This is a genomic window from Streptomyces sp. RKND-216, from assembly GCF_004795255.1.
Lineage (GTDB): Bacteria > Actinomycetota > Actinomycetes > Streptomycetales > Streptomycetaceae > Streptomyces > Streptomyces hazeniae.
Genome location: NZ_SSBQ01000002.1, coordinates 736493 through 754191 on the forward strand (window position 1 = coordinate 736493; position 17699 = coordinate 754191).

The window sequence follows — 17699 nt, forward strand, 5'->3', positions numbered from 1 at the left end:
TCCGTGGACGAAGGCGGCTGTCAGGAGCCGCCGTAGGCGGAGCGGTAGGCGCTGCGGACCGCCGCCAGACGTGCTTCCAGGGCGTTCCGGTCGGCGGCGCCGACGACGTAGCGGTCCCGGTAGTCCACGCAGTGGCGGACGCCCTGCGGGCCGCTGCCCGCAGTGTCACAACGGGTGTGCTCGGCGATGCCGAGCGCGGCGTGGCGGTGCTCGGGGATGCCGGGGGCCGGCGACGCGCCGGAGTCGTCCGGATAGAAGCCCAGTACGGCCCACGCCCCGCGCGCCGGGCGGGTCGCGGCGTCGTCGCCGAGGCGCGGGTCCACCCCGGACTGGAGCCGGTACGCCACCTCGTTGAGGTTGCAGCCGTAGGCCCGCTCCACGATGCGGTCGATGCCGCCGCCTCCGGGGCGGGCGGCGACCTCGCAGAGGACCAGCGCGTCGTCCGGTGTCCGGAAGACCTCCAGATGGGTGACGCCGTCGCGGAGGCCGAGGGCCCGCAGCACCCGCGCGTTGGTCTCCCGTATCCGGCGCCACACCGGGTCCGCGTGGTCGACCAGCATGCTGCCGGCCGCCGACCCCGGGGCGAAGTCGCCGGGTTTGGCGAGGTACCGGGACACCGCCGCGAAGCGCACCGCGCCGTCCTGCACCACCGCGTCGCAGTGGTACATGGGCCCCTCGACGTACTCCTCGATCTCCCAGCCGTCACCGCCGGTGCCGAGCGAGGCCAGCACGGCGTCGGCCTCCGCCCGCGAGGCGACGATGTGCACGTCCTCCGCTCCCACGCCCCACCGGCTCTTGAGGACCTTGCGGCCCGCCGACCAGTCGAACGCGTCCAGGTCCGCGGGGCTCCGGAGTTCGGCGAACCGCGGCACCGCGGCGGCGTCCGCTGCTGCGACGGCCCGCTTCATGGCGACCTTGTCGCGGAAGAGCAGCGTGGTGGGCAGGTCCATGCCCGGCAGCCCGTGAGCGTCGCGCACCCGGGCGGCGGGCAGCAGCATCCGTTCGTGCACGGCGACGATCCGGCGTGCGCCGTGCCGGCGCACCAGCCAGTGGAGAACGGCGAGGACCTGCTCCTCGTCGTTGGTGTCGCAGACCGAGACGTGCGGAAAGCGGACCGGGTCGAGGCCCGACGTCCCGCCGTACGGGTGGGTGATGAGGCGGACGTCCACCTCGTCGGTGGGGACCAGACACCGGGTGCCGTCGTGGAGGCTCGCATACACGTTGCGGCTGAGCAGCACCACGGGCGCCGCGGCGGTCACCGTGCGGTCTCCACGACGACGCGGGCGGCCATGTCCCGCACGGCGGCGAGTACGGTCGCCGGGTCGTCCCCCGTCGCCAGTACGTGGCCGGCGCGCTGCCGGGAGTCGGTCAGCTCGCCGATCTCGTCGCCGGGGCCGACGTAGAGGTCGACGTCCCGTACGTCCGCTCCCTGCGGGGCGAAGTCCGGGACCCGCACCGCGGTCACCCTCCCGGGCGGGGCGGTGACGAAGGCGATGGCAGCGGCCCCCGCCTCCGGTGCGGTGGTGCAGTCCGTTGCGGTCAGCCCCGCGGACCAGCCGAGGCTCCAGCGCTTGAGGTCCACGCCCGTCACCCGCTGCACCAGACGCGTGATGCCGTCGCCGCCGATCCGGGTGTGCGACTCGATGATCCTGAACTCGCCGTCCCGCAGCCTGAACTCGGTGTGGGCGGGGCCGTCCGTCAGCTCCATGGCGTCCAGGAAGCGGGCCACGCACTTCTCCACCATTGCCCGCTCGCCATCGTCCAGGCCGGGGGCGGGAACGACGTGGGCGGCCTCGACGACCGTGGCGTCGAAGAGATGCTTGCGGGTGACGGCCACCAGTCGGTGGGTTCCGCCAGTGCTGAACGTCTCTGCGCTGTACTCGTCGCCCTCGGCGAACTCCTCCAGCAGTGCGGGCGCGCCGAGGTCGAGGCGTTCGAGGTCGGCCGGGTCCGCGACGATCCGCACGTCCCGGCTCGCCGTTCCTTCGGGCGGCTTGAGCACCGCGCGCGCCGCGCCCCACGCGCGCATGCGGCGTGCGGCCTCCGCGCCGCCGGCCGGGACGGCGTACCGCACCGACAGGTCCGGGACGGTCTGCGCCATCCGCTGCCGCATCACGGCCTTGTCCTGGAAGCGGCGCACCACCTCGGGGCGCAGCCCGGTGGTGCCCAGCGTCTCGTTCGCGACGGCCGCGGGCAGTTGCCCGGTCTCGGTCACGGAGACCACGGCGGACACGCCGAGCGGTGCGACCACCTCCCGCAGCAGCACCCGCAGTTCCTCGTCGCGGGAGAAGTCCGTGGTGTAGAGGTTGCAGCCGATCCGCACGATCTCGTCGACCGGGGAGCCCGGCTGCTGGAGGAACACGGCTGCCGGGTCGACCTCGCGTGCGACGGCGGCGATGGACGGGCTCGCTCCGATGACGACCAGCCGCCCGCTCACTGCGGGCCCGCCGCTTCTCCGGCGCACTCCCGAAGGAAGGCGAGCTTGGAGTAGAAGGTCCGCTCCCCCGGGGTGCCGCTCGCCTTCAGGTGGTCCTCGACCCGGCCGGTGAGGTCGGCGATGTCGGCGTCGATGGACGCGGGGTCGAGGCCCTCGTGCAACCGGGAGTGCAGGTACTCGATCTCGAGCTGCCGGAGCACCCGGGGGCCGTCGCCCCCGTTCTCGCCCTCCACCGTCACCTCGTCGATCTCCACCCCGTACGCGTGGCCGGTGCGGGTGGACTCCACATTGACGTCGAACCGGGTCCTCCGGAAATCGGGGAGCCGCCGTACGACGAGTTCCGGGTATTCCCGGGAGAGGAATTCCTCGAAGGTGGATTCCGTCACCGCCACGCCTCGCTGGAATGTCTCCTCGCGCCGGAGCGCTTCTCGTTCGAAGCGTTTGCGCTTCAGGTTCCACCGTCCGTCCCGGCCCCGGAGAAAGGCGAGATAGCCGCGTTCCCCGGCGGGCTCCAGGACCTCGTAGGTGTGCTGCTCGAAATGCCAGCGGGTCAGTTCGTAGCCGGGCTCCGGAATGAAGTCGCCGAGGAGTCCGCGGTCGGCCCGCGCCCACAGTTCCTTCGTGAGCCGCCACGAGGACGCGCCGGGCCCCAGCGTGATCTTCTGTTCGATCTCGGTGCCGCTCTCGAAGGTGGTGAGCCCGCGCCCCTCGGAGAGAAGGGGGACGGCGTACTCCGCCGCCGTCTCCCGGGCACTCTCGGCCAGGGCGACGAGGTCGGCGACCGGGGCGTCCGCCTCGTGCGGGAAGCGTGCCGTCCTCACCAGCAGGATGCCGACCTTGCGCAGCCGGGCGCAGGAGAGCACCTCGGTGAAGGGCTGTGCCAGCTGCCGGTGCGTCCGCAGCAGCAGCACGGGGGCCAGGGTGTCCGTGCGCACGTCCGGCGGCAGCGTCTCGTCGAGGAACGCGCCGAAGCCGTCGTCCAGGGCGATGCCCGCCCACGTGGCGGCGGCCGTGCCGGACCCGGCGGGCGGGTCGGGCAGGGCGCGGGGCTCCGGCCGCAGAAGGTGGAGGCCGCACGGCGCCGTGTCGGCCGGGGTGAGGTATTCCGTCGCACGGCCCGCGTCGCCCGGCTCGTCCGCCAGGCGGACCGCGAGCAGCGCCGCACCCGGCGTCGGCCGCACCGGGTACTGCAGTGCGATGTCGCCGAGGAGGAGATGCCGGGTCACACGGTGCCGGAATTCCCGACCGGACGTAGGTGACTCCGCCATGCAAGCTCCCAGGGTCGTGTCGAACGGCTCACGACGACCGGTGGGGGAGGCGGAATTCCGCAGGGGAACCGACACGCCACTACCTGTGCGGGAATTGCCGGGAGGGCAACCAGGGCCGGATGGCCTCGAACCGTCGGGCAACGTGAATACAGCGATCGAGTGGCAGCGATCTTTTCAGTGGCCCGCCGGACTGTCAAGGGCCCTTTCCGCGAACCGACTTGCGGAAAGGGCCCTTGTCGCGAAGTTACCGTTTCGCGTGGAGGGAAACCAGGGTGGTCCCTAGTCCCGGGCGACGGCCGCCTCGTCGTGGAAGCGGCCGTCGAGGCGTGCGACGAGGCCGGTGACCTGACGCGCGATGTCGGGCGCGGTGAGACCGATGCCGGCCATCACCTGGCCCCGCGAGCCGTGGTCGAGGAACTTCTCCGGAATGCCGAAGTCGCGCAGCGGCACGTCCACCGACGCATCCCGCAGCGCCTGCGCGATCGCGGAACCGACGCCGCCGGCACGGCTGTTGTCCTCGACGGTGACCACCACCCGGTGGGCGGCGGCCAGTTCCGGCAGCGCCTTGTCGACGGGCTTGACCCAGCGCGGGTCGACCACCGTGGCGGAGATGCCCTGGCGGTCCAGGTGGTCGGCGATCTCCAGGCACATGGGGGCGAGCGCGCCGACGGAGATCAGCAGCACGTCGGCGGTCTCGGTGTCCGGCTCGCGCAGGACGTCCATGCCACCGGCGGTGTCGACGGCGGGGACGGCGGGCCCGACGGCGCCCTTGGAGTAGCGGACCACGGTCGGTGCGTCGTCGACGTCCACCGCCTCCCGCAGCTGCGCACGCAGCTGCTCGGCGTCGCGCGGCGCGGCGAGCCGCAGCCCGGGCACGCACTGGAGCACTGACATGTCCCACATGCCGTTGTGCGACGCACCGTCCGTGCCGGTGACCCCGGCCCGGTCCAGGACGAAGGTGACGCCGCACTTGTGCAGGGCGACATCCATCAGCACCTGGTCGAAGGCCCGGTTGAGGAAGGTGGCGTACACCGCGAAGACGGGGTGCAGTCCGCCGGTGGCCAGCCCGGCCGCGGACACCGCGCCGTGCTGCTCGGCGATGCCGACGTCGAAGACCCGTTCGGGGAACTCCTGTGCGAAGTCATGCAGGCCGACCGGGCGCATCATCGCGGCGGTGATGGCGACGACGTCCTCGCGTTCGCGGCCGAGCTTCACCATCTCCTCGCCGAAGACGGAGGTCCAGTCCGCGCCGGAGGACTTCACCGGCAGGCCGGTGTCGGGGTGGATGACGCCCACCGCGTGGAACTGGTCGGCCTCGTCCTGACGCGCGGGCTGGTAGCCGCGGCCCTTCTCCGTCAGCACGTGCACGATCACCGGCCCGCCGAAGCGCTTGGCACGCTGCAGCGCCGACTCGACGGCCTCGATGTCGTGACCGTCGATGGGGCCGACGTACTTCAGGCCCAGGTCCTCGAACATGCCCTGCGGCGCGACGAGGTCCTTGAGCCCCTTCTTCGCGCCGTGCAGCGTCTCGTACAGCGGCTTGCCCACCACGGGCGTGCGGTTGAGAACGTCCTTGCCGCGGGCGAGGAAACGCTCGTAGCCGTCGGTGGTGCGCAGCGTGGCGAGGTGGTTGGCGAGGCCGCCGATGGTCGGCGCGTAGGAGCGCTCGTTGTCGTTGACGACGATGACCAGCGGGCGGTCCTTGGCGTCGGCGATGTTGTTCAGCGCCTCCCAGGCCATGCCGCCGGTCAGCGCCCCGTCGCCGATGACGGCGGCGACGTGGTCGCCGGTGCGGCGGATCTCGTTGGCCTTGGCGAGACCGTCGGCCCAGCCGAGAACGGTCGAGGCGTGGCTGTTCTCGATGACGTCGTGCGCGGACTCGGCGCGCGACGGATAGCCGGAGAGGCCGCCCTGGGCGCGCAGCTTGGAGAAGTCCTGCCGCCCGGTGAGCAGCTTGTGCACGTAGGACTGGTGTCCGGTGTCGAAGAGGATCTTGTCGCGCGGGGAGTCGTACACCCGGTGCAGCGCGATGGTGAGTTCCACGACGCCGAGGTTGGGGCCGAGGTGACCGCCGGTGCGGGAGACCGAATCGACGAGGAACGTCCGGATCTCCTCGGCCAGCTGCTCCAGCTGCTGCGGGCTGAGCCGGTCCAGATCGCGCGGTCCGGTGATGCGGGTCAGCAGTGCCACCCGTGCCTCCTTGCTTCGAGCTGCTGTCGAGCCGTGCCGATCCGTCGAGTCTAATGTCCCGTTCGCCTGGACGTTCGCCCGCCCGGGCCCGACCGGCCGGTTTCGCGTCACCCGTGCGGACCTGTGACACACCCGTGCCCGGACCCTTACGGAGCCGGGCACGGGTGTGTCTGGTGTCGGGACGGCAGGTCAGGTGCGTCCTGCGGTCTTCTGCGTGCGGCGGGAGACGGAGTCGATCACGACGGCGGCCAGCAGCACCGCGCCGGTGATCATGTACTGGATCTCGCTGGCCATGCCGAGCAGGTTCAGCCCCTGCTGGATGGACATGATCACCAGGGCACCGAGCAGCGCGGAGAGGATCTTGCCGCGGCCGCCGAAGAGGCTGGTGCCGCCGATGACGGCGGCGGCGATCACGTTCATCAGGGTGTTGCCGGCACCGAGGTTCTTGGTGGCGCCGCCCTGCTGGCTGGCGATGAAGAGACCGCCGAAGGCCGCGAGCATGCCGGCGATGCCGAACACCGTGATGCGGATCTTCTCCACGTTGATGCCCGCCCTCCGGGCGGCCTCCGCGTTGCCGCCGACGGCGAAGATCTGCCGGCCGTAGGTGGTGCGGCGGGAGACGAAGTCCGCGACGAAGAGGACGATCAGGAAGATCAGCAGCGCCAGCGGAAGGCCGCGCGCCCCGGCCGGCTCGTTGAGCTGGTAGGCCGCGCCGAAGGCGATGACGGCGATGACTCCGGTGCGCAGTGCGATCTCGCTGACCGGCCGGTGCGGCAGGCCGGCGGTACGGCGGCGGCGGGTGTCGCGCAGCAGTGCGAAGAGGTAGCCGCCGACGGCGACGAGGGCCAGCGCGTAGGCCGCGGCCTTGTCGCTGAAGTAATAGCCGGTGATGTCCTGGACGAGGCTGTTCGAGGGCGTGTTGATGCTGCCCTCGTTGCCCATCATCCAGATCTGCAGGCCGCTCCAGCCGAGGAAGCCGGCGAGGGTGACGACGAACGCGGGGACGCCGACCTTGGCGAAAAAGAACCCGTGCAGCAGGCCGATGAGACCACCGGTGACCAGCGCGATCAGTACGGACAGCAGGTCGTTCAGCTGGTGGGTGACGCTGAGCACCGCCCACATCGCGGCGCCGACGCCGGCCACCGAGCCGACCGACAGGTCGATCTCGCCGAGCAGCAGCACGAACACGATGCCGATGGCCATGATGCCCAGGCCCGCGGTGTAGACGCTGATGTCGCTGAGGCTGCGCGCCGAGAGGAAGGTGGGGTCGAGCGACTGGAAGATGACGGCGATGACGATCAGGCCGATGACGACCGGGATGGAGCCGAGTTCACCACCGCGCACCCGGCGCTTGAAGTCGCTCAGGTAGCCCGCGAAGCCCTGCTGGCGGACCAGCAGCCGCGGGTCGACGGCCTGTTCGGTGGCGGAATCCGGGGTGCCGTCGGCCTTCTCCTTGGTGACCGTGGGCTTGGTGGTGTCGCTCACTTCGCTGCCTCCGTCGTACGTGCCTGGCGACGGGTCACCGCGTTGTCGGTGGCACCGGTGATCGCGGCGATGATCTCTTCGTGGGAGGTGTCCCGGACGGAGAAGACACCGTTGTTGCGGCCGAGCCGGAGTACCGCGACGCGGTCGGCCACGGCCTGGACGTCGGCCATGTTGTGGCTGATGAGGATGACGCCGAGGCCGCGTTCACGCAGCCGCTCGACGAGGTCGAGCACCTGGGCGGTCTGCTCGACGCCGAGGGCGGCCGTCGGCTCGTCGAGGATGACCACCTGCGGGTCGCCGATGAGCGCGCGGGCGATGGCCACGACCTGCCGCTGCCCGCCGGACAGCGAGGCCACCGGGATGCGGACGCTGGGGATGCGGATGGACAGCGTCTTGAGCAGCTCCATGGCGCGCTGCTCCATGGCGACCTCGTCGAGCACGGAGACGGTGCGGACCTCGCTGCCGAGGAAGAGGTTGGCGACGACGTCGAGGTTGTCGCAGAGCGCAAGGTCCTGGTAGACGGTGGCGATGCCGAGGTCCTGCGCATCGTGCGGGCGGTGGATCTGGACCGGGCGGCCCTTCCACTCGAGGTGGCCCTCGTCGATGGCGTGCACGCCGGCGATGGTCTTGACGAGGGTGGACTTGCCGGCGCCGTTGTCGCCGACGAGGGCGACGACCTCGCCCGGGGATATCTCGAGGTGTACGTCGGTGAGCGCCTGGACGGCACCGAACCGTTTCGACACACCGCGCAGGGCCAGCACGGGTTCGTTCGGCACTGGGTCGACTCCGATCTGTCTGGGAGCGCTTCCGGCGGTGCACGCGTCCCGCCGCCGCGGACGGGCCCGGCGGGGCGGCCGGCGGTGGCGGGGAGGCGTACGGGGGCGGGTCGGGGCTCCCGTGAAGGCGGTACAGCGCGGTGCGCCCTGGAGGCGGGCGCACCGCGGGGGCCCGCTCCTCCGGCCCCGGCGGGGCGGGGAGCGGGCCGCGGGATCACATCAGGCCGACGGCCTTGCAGGCCTTCTCGACCTGCTTGGTGCAGATCTCCTCGACCGTGTACACGCCGTCCGCTACGAGGGTGTCCTTGATGTTGTCCTTGGTGACGATCTTCGCGCCGTAGAGCTTGCTGGGGATGCCCTTCTTGCTCTTGCTGTCCACCGTCTCGGGCGCGAACTTCCCGATGCTCTTGCCCTCGAGCAGGGCGACGGCCATCTGGGCGGTCGTCTCGGCCTCGGGCTTGATCGCCTTGTAGATGGTGAAGGCCTGCTCGCCCTTCACGATGCGCTGGAGACCGGCGAGTTCGGCGTCCTGGCCGCCGACGGGGACGTCGGATATGCCGGCCTTGTTCAGGGCCGTGATGATGCCGCCGGCCATGCCGTCGTTGGCGGAGTAGACGGCGTCGAAGCCGTCCTTGCCCAGCGAGGTGATCGCGGCGGACATCTTCTTGTTGGCCTCGTCCGGCGACCAGTCCGGGATGTCCTGCTCGTAGACGATCTTGCCGACCTGCTCGTCGAGGACGGAGTGGGCGCCCTTCTTGAACAGCGCGGCGTTCGGGTCGGTGGGCGAGCCGTTGATCATCACGGTGCGGGCATCCGCGGCGTCGTCGCCCAGCGCCTTCACCATGCCCTCGCCCTGGAGCTTGCCGATGGCCTCGTTGTCGTAGGACACGTAGCCGGAGACGTCGCCCTCGGCCAGGCGGTCGTAGGCGACGACCTCGATGCCCTGCTCGGCGGCCCGGTCGACCCAGGACTTGGTGGCGGTGGCGTCGACGGCATCCAGGATGATGACGTCCGCGCCCTGCGTCACCAGCGCGTCGAACTGCTTCTTCTGCTGCTGGGTGTCCTGCGAGGCGTTGTTGTACTTGACCTCGCAGTCGGAGCACAGCTCCTTGATCTTGTCCGTGATCAACGGCCGGTCGAAGGCCTCGTACCGCGTCGTCTTGTTCTCCGGCAGCAGCAGACCGATCAGCTTCTTGCCGTCGTCCCCACCGTCACCGCTGTCACCGCCGCCGGCCTGCCCGCAGGCGGCCAGCGAGACGGACATCGCGATGGCGGCGGTACCGACGAGCACGCGGCGCGTCCTTGCCTTCATCCTTCACAACCTCCCTGACGAGGCCGCATCGGTGCGGCCGAGGTGGCGTGAAGTCAACTCTCCGTGCATCCCGTCGTCAAGAAGTAAATCCTTAACGAGACGGCAACGATGCCATGCGTTACGAGCATGAACGCAGTGCGCTCACGGCGACATCGGGCGACATCTCACGCGGAGACGGACGCGGCGGCGGGAGCGGAAGGAACGGAGGAGTTCAGAAGGGTTGAATCGCCCATTTCACTCAACACCAGGGCGAGAGCCCCCAATACCTCCGCGCGGCCGCCCAACGTGCCCGGGGCCAGCGTGAGCTGGCGAGCGGCGCTGGGAATGGCGTAGCGCGCCACCGAGTCCCGCACCGGGTCCAGCAGGAGGTCGCCCGCCTCCGCGAGGTCGCCGCCCAGCACGATGCGGCTCGGGTTGAGCAGGTTGCACAGGCTCGCGGCGCCGGAGCCGATGTTCCGGCCGATGTCGGCGACCACCCTGCGGCAGCCCGGGTCGCCGTCCCGGGCGAGCCGCACCACGGCCGGCATGGTGATGTCGGCGCCGTGGCTGGAGTGCAGCAGCGGCAGCACGTAGCGGGCGGCGGTGAAGGTCTCCAGGCAGCCGCGGTTGCCGCAGCGGCAGACCGGCCCGGACTCGTCCAGCGTGATGTGGCCGATCTCGCCCGCCGTGCCGCCGGGCCCGCGGTAGATCTGGTTGTTGATCACCAGACCGGCGCCGACGCCGCTGGCGATCTTGATGTAGGCGAGGTCGGTGGCGCCGCGGCCACTCCCCCAGACCTTCTCCCCCAGCGCGCCGAGGTTGGCGTCGTTGTCGACGTGCACCGGCACGCCCAGGCGCTCGGCCAGCTCCTCGCGCGGATGGGTGCCGGCCCAGCCGGGCAGAATGGCGGTCGAGCCGAGCGCGCCGGTCTCCACATCGATCGGGCCGGGCACGCCGAGCCCGACGCCGACGACCTTCTCCAGCCGGATGCCGGTGGCTCCCAGCAGCCGGTGCACCAGCGCCTCGGCCCGGTCGAAGCCCTCCTGCGCGGAGGCGTCCACATCGATGGGCTCGGCCTCCTCGGCCAGCACCTGGTGGGCGAGGTTGCCGACGGCCACACGCAGGTGGGAATGGCCGAAGTCGACGCCCACCACGGTGCCCGCGTCCCCGGAGAGGGAGACGCTGCGGGCCCGCCTTCCTCCGGCCGAGGTCGGGGTGACGTCCACCGTCCCGCCGTCCTTCAGCTCGCGGACGATGTTGGAGACCGTCGCCGCGGACAGGCCCGTGGTGCGGGCGATCTCCGCCTGAGTGAGGGACCCGGCCATCCGGACGGCGCGAACCACCCGTTCCAGGTTCGCCCGGTGCAGTGAGGACTGCGACCCCGGAGTCTCCACGTGACGCTCCACTCCCGCCTCGGCGGGCGGCGCGACCACCGCCCGTAGCCGCACCGACGTTCCCCTGGAGCGGCCTGCTTCCAACATCTGAACTCCAAGCAGAGCGCTGAGGGTTCTCTCCCGTCAAGACCTTGAGTGAGGTCGACGCTCAGATGTGAGCGATCCTACGGGGGTGAGCAGGCACGCCGACCGGCGGGTACGGCCCGTCCGCGGGCCCGTACCCGCCGGTCGGCGGAGTGTGACGAGGGTGCTACTTCAGGGCGCCCGCGGTGAGGCCGGAGACCACCTGGCGCTGGAAGACGATGTACGCCGCCAGTACTGGCAGCATCGCCATGACCAGGCCCGCGAAGAGAGCGGACCAGTCGCCCTTGTAGCCCTGGCTCACGGCGAGCTGCACCAGTCCCTGGGAGAGCACCTGCTTGTCCGGGTCGGTGTTGAGCACCGTCGGCAGCATGTACTGGTTCCACTGCCCGAGAAAGTTGAAGATGCCGACGCTGACCAGGCCGGGCTTGGCCATCGGCAGCATGACCTGGAAGAACGTCCTCGCGTGGGACGCACCGTCGATCATCGCGGCCTCGGCGACCGAGGTGGGCAGCGTGCGGAAGAAGGCGGTGAGGAAGAAGACCGTGAACGGCAGTGAGTAGGCGATGTAGGACAGGATCAGGCCGTGCCGGGTGTTGAGCAGGCCCATGTTGTTCATGACGTAGAACAGCGGCACCAGCGCGAGGATGATCGGGAAGCTCATGCCTCCGATGAAGAGGAAGTACAGGAAGCGCTGTCCGGGGAACTCGAAGCGCGCCAGCACGTACGCCGTCATGGAACCGAGCAGCATGGTGCCGACGAGCGAGCAGCCGACCACGACGACCGTGTTGCCGAAGTAGTCGCTCATGTTCGCCTGGTTCCAGGCGCGCGACCAGTTCTCGAAGTGCAGCTCGGTGGGCAGTGCCCAGGGCGAGGTGAAGATCTCCCGGTCGGTCTTGAAGGAGGTCATCACCGCCCACAGCAGCGGCATGGCCACCATGAAGCCCCACAGCACGAGCACGCCGTGCGAGAAGACGTTGAGGGTGGTGCCCTCCTTCTTCGGCTGCTCGGGGGCGGGGCGGGGAGCGTCGTCCTTGGTGACGGCCGGTCGCGTCGGGTCCGGGCCGGCGCTGGGCAGGGGCTGGTCGGTCGTCTTCATCGGTTCTCAGTACTCCAGTCGCTCGCGCCGGCCGAGCTTCAGCACGATGGCCGCGAAGGTCAGGGTGACGATCAGCAGCGCGACGCCGATGGTGGTCGCGTACGCGGCCTGGGCGTCGGAGAAGGCCGTGGTGTAGACCTCCAGCGGCAGCACGGTCGTGGCGTTGGCCGGGCCGCCGGGCCCGACCGTCATGATCTGCACGACGGCGAACGCCTCCGGGCCGAGTGCCAGGATGCCCATGTAGATCCAGCCGGACTGCACGGTGTCCCACAGCAGCGGCAGGGTGATACGGAAGAACGTGGTGAAACGGCTGGCGCCGTCCAGCAGCGCGGCCTCGTAGATGTCGTTCGGGATGGAGGACATTCCCGCGGAGAAGAGCACGACGAAGAAGCCCACCGTGCACCAGAACAACACGAACATCACGCACCACAGCGCGAGGTCCGGGTCGCCGAGCCAGTTCGGCTTCCATGACCCCAGTCCGACACCCTCCAGGCCCGCGTTGAGCGCGCCGTTGCGGGGGTTGTAGACGAACTGGAAGAGCAGCGCGACGATCGCGATCGACAGCACCTGCGGGAAGAAGTAGACGATCTTGTAGGTGGACGAGCCGCGCACGCCGCTGACGGCCGCTCCCTTCCGCTTCCGCCCGCCGACGTTGATCATGAAGGCGAGGAACAGGGCGAAGCCGATCGTGATCACCGGCAGCAGCGCCAGGAACAGCAGGCTGTGGCTAAGCGCGTCCCAGAAGTCGCTGTCCCCCAGCATCTTCTGGTAGTTGGCCAACCCGACGAAGGAGAATTCCGGACTCAGCCCGGTCCAGTCCGTGAAGGAGTAGTAGATGGACTGGATGAACGGCCAGACGACGAACATCAGGTAGATCGCCAGGGGCACCACCAGGAACCCCGCGATGAACCGGTACTTGCCGTGCTGCATGCCTTCTCGGCTCCGATCGGGTAGTGCGGGGGAGGCGGCTGCGCGGCGTCACCGCGGCCGGAACCGCGGGGACGCCGCTGGGGTCAGCGCGTGTAGTGCTTGACGGAGTCGTCCTCGCGGGCCTCGTCGGTGAACTGCTGCGCCTTCTTCATGCACTCGGCCGGGGTCATGCGGCCGGCCATCATCTCACCGAGGCAGCCGGTGCCGATCTTGTCCTTGTGCAGCGAGACGTACCAGTTCGGGATGCGCGGGTTGACGATGTTGTCGCCGGCCGCATCCAGCACGCCGATCGCCGAGTTCAGGCCCGGGGGCAGGTCCAGGCCGTCGGTGCCGCCGTCCAGCGCGGTGAGCGAGGACACCTGCTTGACGAAGTTCTGGGTGGCCTTCTTGCCCAGCAGGACGCGCATCTGCTCCATGCCGCCGGTCGGGTTCTTCGCCTTGGCCGGCACGATGAACGGCTCCCCGCCGGACGCCCAGGTGGTCTCGAAGGGCATCTTGTCGCCGCTGTCCAGGCTGGACGGCGGGGCGACGCGCATCTCGAAGTCGTCCGGGGTGGTCTTGGCCGTCTCGTTCTCGACCCAGGAGCCGTTCGGGATGAACAGCGCCTCGCCCTCGTTCCAGGCGGTCTGCGACTGGATGTGCGTCAGGCCCGGGGTGCCCTGGAGGATGTAGCCCTTCTTGTGCAGCTCGTAGTACGCCTCCAGCGCCGCCTTGACCGCGGGCTGCTTCCAGGCGTCCGGCTCCAGGTTGTCGATCTTCTTCAGTACCTCGTCGCCGCCGATCTTGGCCATGAACGGGTACAGGGAGAACGGCAGGTAGTAGGGGTACTTGCCGGGGTAGGTCCAGCCGGCGACGCCCTTCTTCTTCGCCTTGGCGCAGACCTTGAGCATGTCGTCCCAGGTCTTGGGGTACTCCTCGCCGACCTTGTCGAGGTTGGTCTGCGAGTACCACACCCCGTACACGGTGTAGGCGTAGTTCAGGACGTAGCACTGCTCCCCGTCGTACTGGCCCATCTCGACGATGCCCGGCCGGAGGGTGTCGCGGACCGTCACGGACGCGTCGTCGATCGAGGGCGCGTCGAGCAGGGGGCTGAGGTCGGCGAGCTGCTTCTGGCCCACCAGGACGCCCATGTCCATCTGCTCGGCGCCGGAGTTGTCGATGAGGTCCGGCGGGGTGCCGCCGTTGAAGCGTGGCTGCAGCACGGACTGGATCTTCTGCGTGCTCTTGACGCTGACCTTGGCCTCGGGGAACCGCTGCTCATAGGTCTTCGCCGCGTCCTTGGCGTACTGGGTGCCGAAGCCGCCGTCGAAGATGTAGACCTCGAGCGCCGCGGTGCCGTTGACGGCGAGCGGGTTGTCCTTGCTCTTCTCGCCCTTGTCGACCTGGTTCCCCTCACCGCCTCCGCTGGCGCAGGAGGTGAGCGCCCCCACCGCGGGGACGGCGATCAGACCCGCGGCCGCGGCGCGCTTGATGAGGTCACGGCGGTGGACGTCGAAAGTGGATCCCATTGCTGCCCCTTTGCTGGGTGATCCGCCCTGTGGCTGTAAGACGGCGTCCGCTCTGCGCACGGCCGCTCGGGTGCCGACAGGTATAGTCCACTTCTCACCAGCGGGGCAAGATCGTACGCGCTTGTTCGTTCCAGTCTTTCCCGAGTTGAGACCTCGCGCGGCGCGCCACGCCGCAGGGCAAGCGCGACGGCGCCGCACCCCGCCCGAGGGAGAGGTGCGGCGCCGCGTTCACGAGGTGAAACGTCCGGCCGCGCCGGCGTCACCGCGTGCGGGTGACGTGGGTCACCCGGCCGGTCACTTGGCGATCAGCGACCGCAGCACGTACTGCATGATGCCGCCGTTGCGGTAGTAGTCCGCTTCGCCCGGGGTGTCGATACGGACCGTGGCGTCGAACTCGACGCCGGTGTCCGTGGTGACCTTGACGGTCTCGGGGATGCCGCCGTCGTTGAGCGCGGTGACGCCCGCGAAGGAGAAGGTCTCCTCGCCGGACAGCCCCAGCGACTGGGCCGAGGCGCCCTCCGGGAACTGGAGCGGCAGCACGCCCATGCCGATGAGGTTCGAGCGGTGGATGCGCTCGTAGGACTCGGCGATGACGGCCTTCACGCCGAGCAGGGCGGTGCCCTTCGCGGCCCAGTCGCGGGACGAGCCCGAGCCGTACTCCTTGCCGGCGAGGACGACCAGCGGGATGCCCTGCTCCTGGTAGTTCTGCGAGGCGTCGTAGATCGTGCTGACCGGGTAGCCGTCCTGAGTGAAGTCCCGGGTGAAGCCGCCCTCGGTGTCGGGCGCGATCTGGTTGCGCAGCCGGATGTTGGCGAACGTGCCGCGGATCATGACCTCGTGGTTGCCGCGGCGGGAGCCGTAGCTGTTGAAGTCGCGCCGCTGGACGCCGTGCTCGGTGAGGTAGGTGCCGGCCGGGGAGTCGGCCTTGATCGCACCGGCCGGGGAGATGTGGTCGGTGGTGACCGAGTCGCCCACCTTGACCAGCACGCGGGCGCCGGAGATGTCCTCGACCGGGTCCGGCTGCTCGCCCATGCCCTCGAAGTACGGGGGCTTGCGGACGTAGGTGGACTCCGCGTCCCACTCGAAGGTGTTGCCGGTGGGCACGGGCAGCGCCTGCCACTGGGCGTCGCCGGCGAACACGTCGGAGTAGGACTTGGTGAACATCTCCTGGCCGATGGCCCCGGCCACGACCTCCTCGACCTCCTGCTCGGAGGGCCAGATGTCCTTGAGGAAGACCGGGTTCCCCTCCGAGTCGGTGCCCAGCGCCTCGGTGGTGATGTCCACCTTCATGGACCCGGCGATGGCGTACGCCACGACCAGGGGCGGGGACGCCAGGTAGTTCATCTTGACGTCGGGGTTGATGCGGCCCTCGAAGTTCCGGTTGCCGGAGAGGACGGAGACCACGGCGAGGTCGTTGTCGTTGACCGCCTGGGAGACCTCCTCCGGCAGCGGGCCGGAGTTGCCGATGCAGGTGGTGCAGCCGTAGCCGACCAGGTGGAAGCCGAGCTTGTCCAGGTACGGGGTGAGGCCGGCGCGGTCGTAGTAGTCCATGACGACCTGCGAGCCGGGCGCGAGGGTGGTCTTGACCCACGGCTTGCGGGTCAGGCCCTTCTCCACGGCCTTCTTCGCGACCAGCGCGGCGCCGACCATCACGTAGGGGTTGGAGGTGTTGGTGCAGGAGGTGATCGCGGCCACCGCGACGGCGCCGTGGTCGATCTCGTACACCTGGCCGTCCGGGCCGGTGACCTGGCTGGGCTTGCTGGGCGCGCCGTTGGAGACGGCCGGGGCGTCGGAGGCCGGGAAGGACTCCTTGCCGGCCTCATCCAGGTCGGCGTCGGAGACGAAGTTGCGCACGTCCTGGCCGAACTGGTGGGCGGCGTCGGCGAGCGCGATCCGGTCCTGCGGGCGCTTCGGGCCAGCGATGGACGGCACGACCGTGGCGAGGTCGAGCTCCAGGTACTCGGAGTACTCCGGCTCGTGGGCCGCGTCGTGCCAGAGGCCCTGCTCCTTGGCGTACGCCTCGACCAGGGCGAGCTGCTGGTCGTCGCGGCCGGTGAGCTTGAGGTAGTTGATGGTCTCGCCGTCGATCGGGAAGATCGCCGCGGTGGAGCCGAACTCCGGCGACATGTTGCCGATGGTGGCGCGGTTGGCGAGCGGCACCGAGCCGACGCCCTCGCCGTAGAACTCGACGAACTTGCCGACGACACCGTGCTTGCGCAGCATCTCGGTGATGGTGAGCACCAGGTCTGTGGCGGTGGTGCCGGTGGGCAGCTCGCCGGTGAGCTTGAACCCGACAACGCGCGGGATCAGCATGGAGACCGGCTGGCCGAGCATCGCGGCCTCGGCCTCGATGCCGCCGACGCCCCAGCCCAGCACGCCGAGGCCGTTGACCATGGTGGTGTGCGAGTCGGTGCCGACCAGGGTGTCGGGGTAGGCCTGCCCGTTCCGGACCATGACGGTGCGGGCCAGGTGCTCGATGTTGACCTGGTGGACGATGCCGGTGCCGGGCGGGACGACCTTGAACTCGTCGAACGCGGTCTGGCCCCAGCGCAGGAACTGGTAGCGCTCGCGGTTGCGGCCGTACTCCAGCTCGACGTTCTGCGAGAAGGCGTTGGGGGTGCCGAACTTGTCGGCGATCACCGAGTGGTCGATGACCAGCTCGGCGGGCGCGAGGGGGTTGATGCGGTCCGCGTCGCCACCCAGCTCCTTCACGGCCTCGCGCATCGTCGCGAGGTCCACGACGCAGGGCACGCCGGTGAAGTCCTGCATGATCACGCGAGCCGGCGTGAACTGGATCTCCTGACTCGGCTGCGCCTTCGCGTCCCAGCCGCCCAGCGCCCGGATGTGGTCGGCGGTGATGTTGGCGCCGTCCTCCGTACGCAGCAGGTTCTCCAGCAGCACCTTCAGGCTGTACGGGAGGCGGGCGGAGCCCTCGACCTTGTCCAGCTTGAAGATCTCGTACGACTCGTCGCCCACCTGCAGGGTGCTGCGGGCGTCGAAGCTGTTCGCCGACACGACAGTCTCCTTTTGCCTGTGCTTAGGCTAGCCTCGCCTAAGTGGCGCGGCTCCCCGTCGCGGTCACCGGGGTGCGCCTTCCGCCAGATATCTCGATGTCGAGATAACTCTAGTACACGACCGCGGCACGGTCACGCCCCGGCCTGCCGACCGTACCGCTCCCCTGCCCGCGTGCCCGGATTCCGCCTCGTTCACCCGTTCGGACCTGAATCGGCGCGCCAGCGT

At 69.9% G+C, this 17699-nt stretch carries 12 protein-coding genes; all 12 read right to left on the bottom strand.

Annotated features, from left to right (window positions below):
* Positions 1-20 precede the first annotated feature (20 nt).
* The 12 genes from E4198_RS03515 to acnA all read right to left on the bottom strand — a co-directional run bounded on the left by E4198_RS03515 (position 21) and on the right by acnA (position 17474).
* Positions 21-1259, bottom strand: a complete 1239-nt coding sequence (locus tag E4198_RS03515) for a hypothetical protein (RefSeq protein WP_136181849.1) — start codon at positions 1257-1259, stop codon at positions 21-23.
* Complete coding sequence (locus tag E4198_RS03520; RefSeq protein ID WP_136181850.1) at positions 1256-2437, bottom strand: ATP-grasp domain-containing protein; 1182 nt, start codon at positions 2435-2437, stop codon at positions 1256-1258. The genes E4198_RS03515 and E4198_RS03520 overlap by 4 nt, the downstream gene beginning before the upstream one ends.
* On the bottom strand, positions 2434-3663 hold the full coding sequence (locus E4198_RS03525) for a hypothetical protein (protein ID WP_136181851.1): 1230 nt from the start codon (positions 3661-3663) through the stop codon (positions 2434-2436). Before E4198_RS03525 ends, E4198_RS03520 begins: the two co-directional genes overlap by 4 nt.
* Positions 3664-3984: 321 nt before the next feature.
* Entirely contained in the window at positions 3985-5895 is a 1911-nt protein-coding gene (dxs, locus tag E4198_RS03530) for a 1-deoxy-D-xylulose-5-phosphate synthase (RefSeq protein WP_136181852.1), read from the bottom strand.
* A gap of 189 nt (positions 5896-6084) precedes the next feature.
* The gene (locus E4198_RS03535; RefSeq protein ID WP_136181853.1) at positions 6085-7380 is read right to left on the bottom strand and encodes a sugar ABC transporter permease; all 1296 of its coding nucleotides are present in this window, start codon (positions 7378-7380) and stop codon (positions 6085-6087) included.
* Positions 7377-8141, bottom strand: a complete 765-nt coding sequence (locus E4198_RS03540) for an ATP-binding cassette domain-containing protein (RefSeq protein WP_210732898.1) — start codon at positions 8139-8141, stop codon at positions 7377-7379. Before E4198_RS03540 ends, E4198_RS03535 begins: the two co-directional genes overlap by 4 nt.
* Before the next feature lie 229 nt (positions 8142-8370).
* Positions 8371-9468 carry a substrate-binding domain-containing protein gene (locus tag E4198_RS03545; protein WP_247597541.1) on the bottom strand — a complete coding sequence of 366 codons (1098 nt, stop codon included), beginning with the start codon at positions 9466-9468 and terminating at the stop codon, positions 8371-8373.
* 164 nt (positions 9469-9632) lie between these two features.
* Positions 9633-10841 (bottom strand): ROK family transcriptional regulator, encoded by a 1209-nt coding sequence (locus tag E4198_RS03550; RefSeq protein ID WP_136185168.1) that lies wholly within the window; start codon positions 10839-10841, stop codon positions 9633-9635.
* Positions 10842-11091: 250 nt separating this feature from the next.
* Positions 11092-12021, bottom strand: coding sequence for a carbohydrate ABC transporter permease (locus tag E4198_RS03555; RefSeq protein ID WP_136181855.1), 930 nt, complete (start codon positions 12019-12021; stop codon positions 11092-11094).
* Between the two features lie 6 nt (positions 12022-12027).
* Positions 12028-12951 carry a sugar ABC transporter permease gene (locus tag E4198_RS03560; RefSeq protein ID WP_136181856.1) on the bottom strand — a complete coding sequence of 308 codons (924 nt, stop codon included), beginning with the start codon at positions 12949-12951 and terminating at the stop codon, positions 12028-12030.
* A gap of 83 nt (positions 12952-13034) precedes the next feature.
* Positions 13035-14459 carry an N-acetylglucosamine/diacetylchitobiose ABC transporter substrate-binding protein gene (ngcE, locus tag E4198_RS03565; RefSeq protein ID WP_136181857.1) on the bottom strand — a complete coding sequence of 475 codons (1425 nt, stop codon included), beginning with the start codon at positions 14457-14459 and terminating at the stop codon, positions 13035-13037.
* A gap of 294 nt (positions 14460-14753) precedes the next feature.
* Positions 14754-17474, bottom strand: coding sequence for an aconitate hydratase AcnA (gene acnA / locus E4198_RS03570; protein ID WP_136181858.1), 2721 nt, complete (start codon positions 17472-17474; stop codon positions 14754-14756).
* Between the last annotated feature and the right edge of the window lie 225 nt (positions 17475-17699).

Bases quoted from the DNA above. Each gene is read 5' to 3' on its own strand.
- E4198_RS03555 (WP_136181855.1), bottom strand. From the start codon at position 12,021: ATGAAGACGACCGACCAGCCCCTGCCCAGCGCCGGCCCGGACCCGACG.
- E4198_RS03545 (WP_247597541.1), bottom strand. From the start codon at position 9,468: ATGAAGGCAAGGACGCGCCGCGTGCTCGTCGGTACCGCCGCCATCGCG.
- ngcE (WP_136181857.1), bottom strand. From the start codon at position 14,459: ATGGGATCCACTTTCGACGTCCACCGCCGTGACCTCATCAAGCGCGCC.
- E4198_RS03560 (WP_136181856.1), bottom strand. From the start codon at position 12,951: ATGCAGCACGGCAAGTACCGGTTCATCGCGGGGTTCCTGGTGGTGCCC.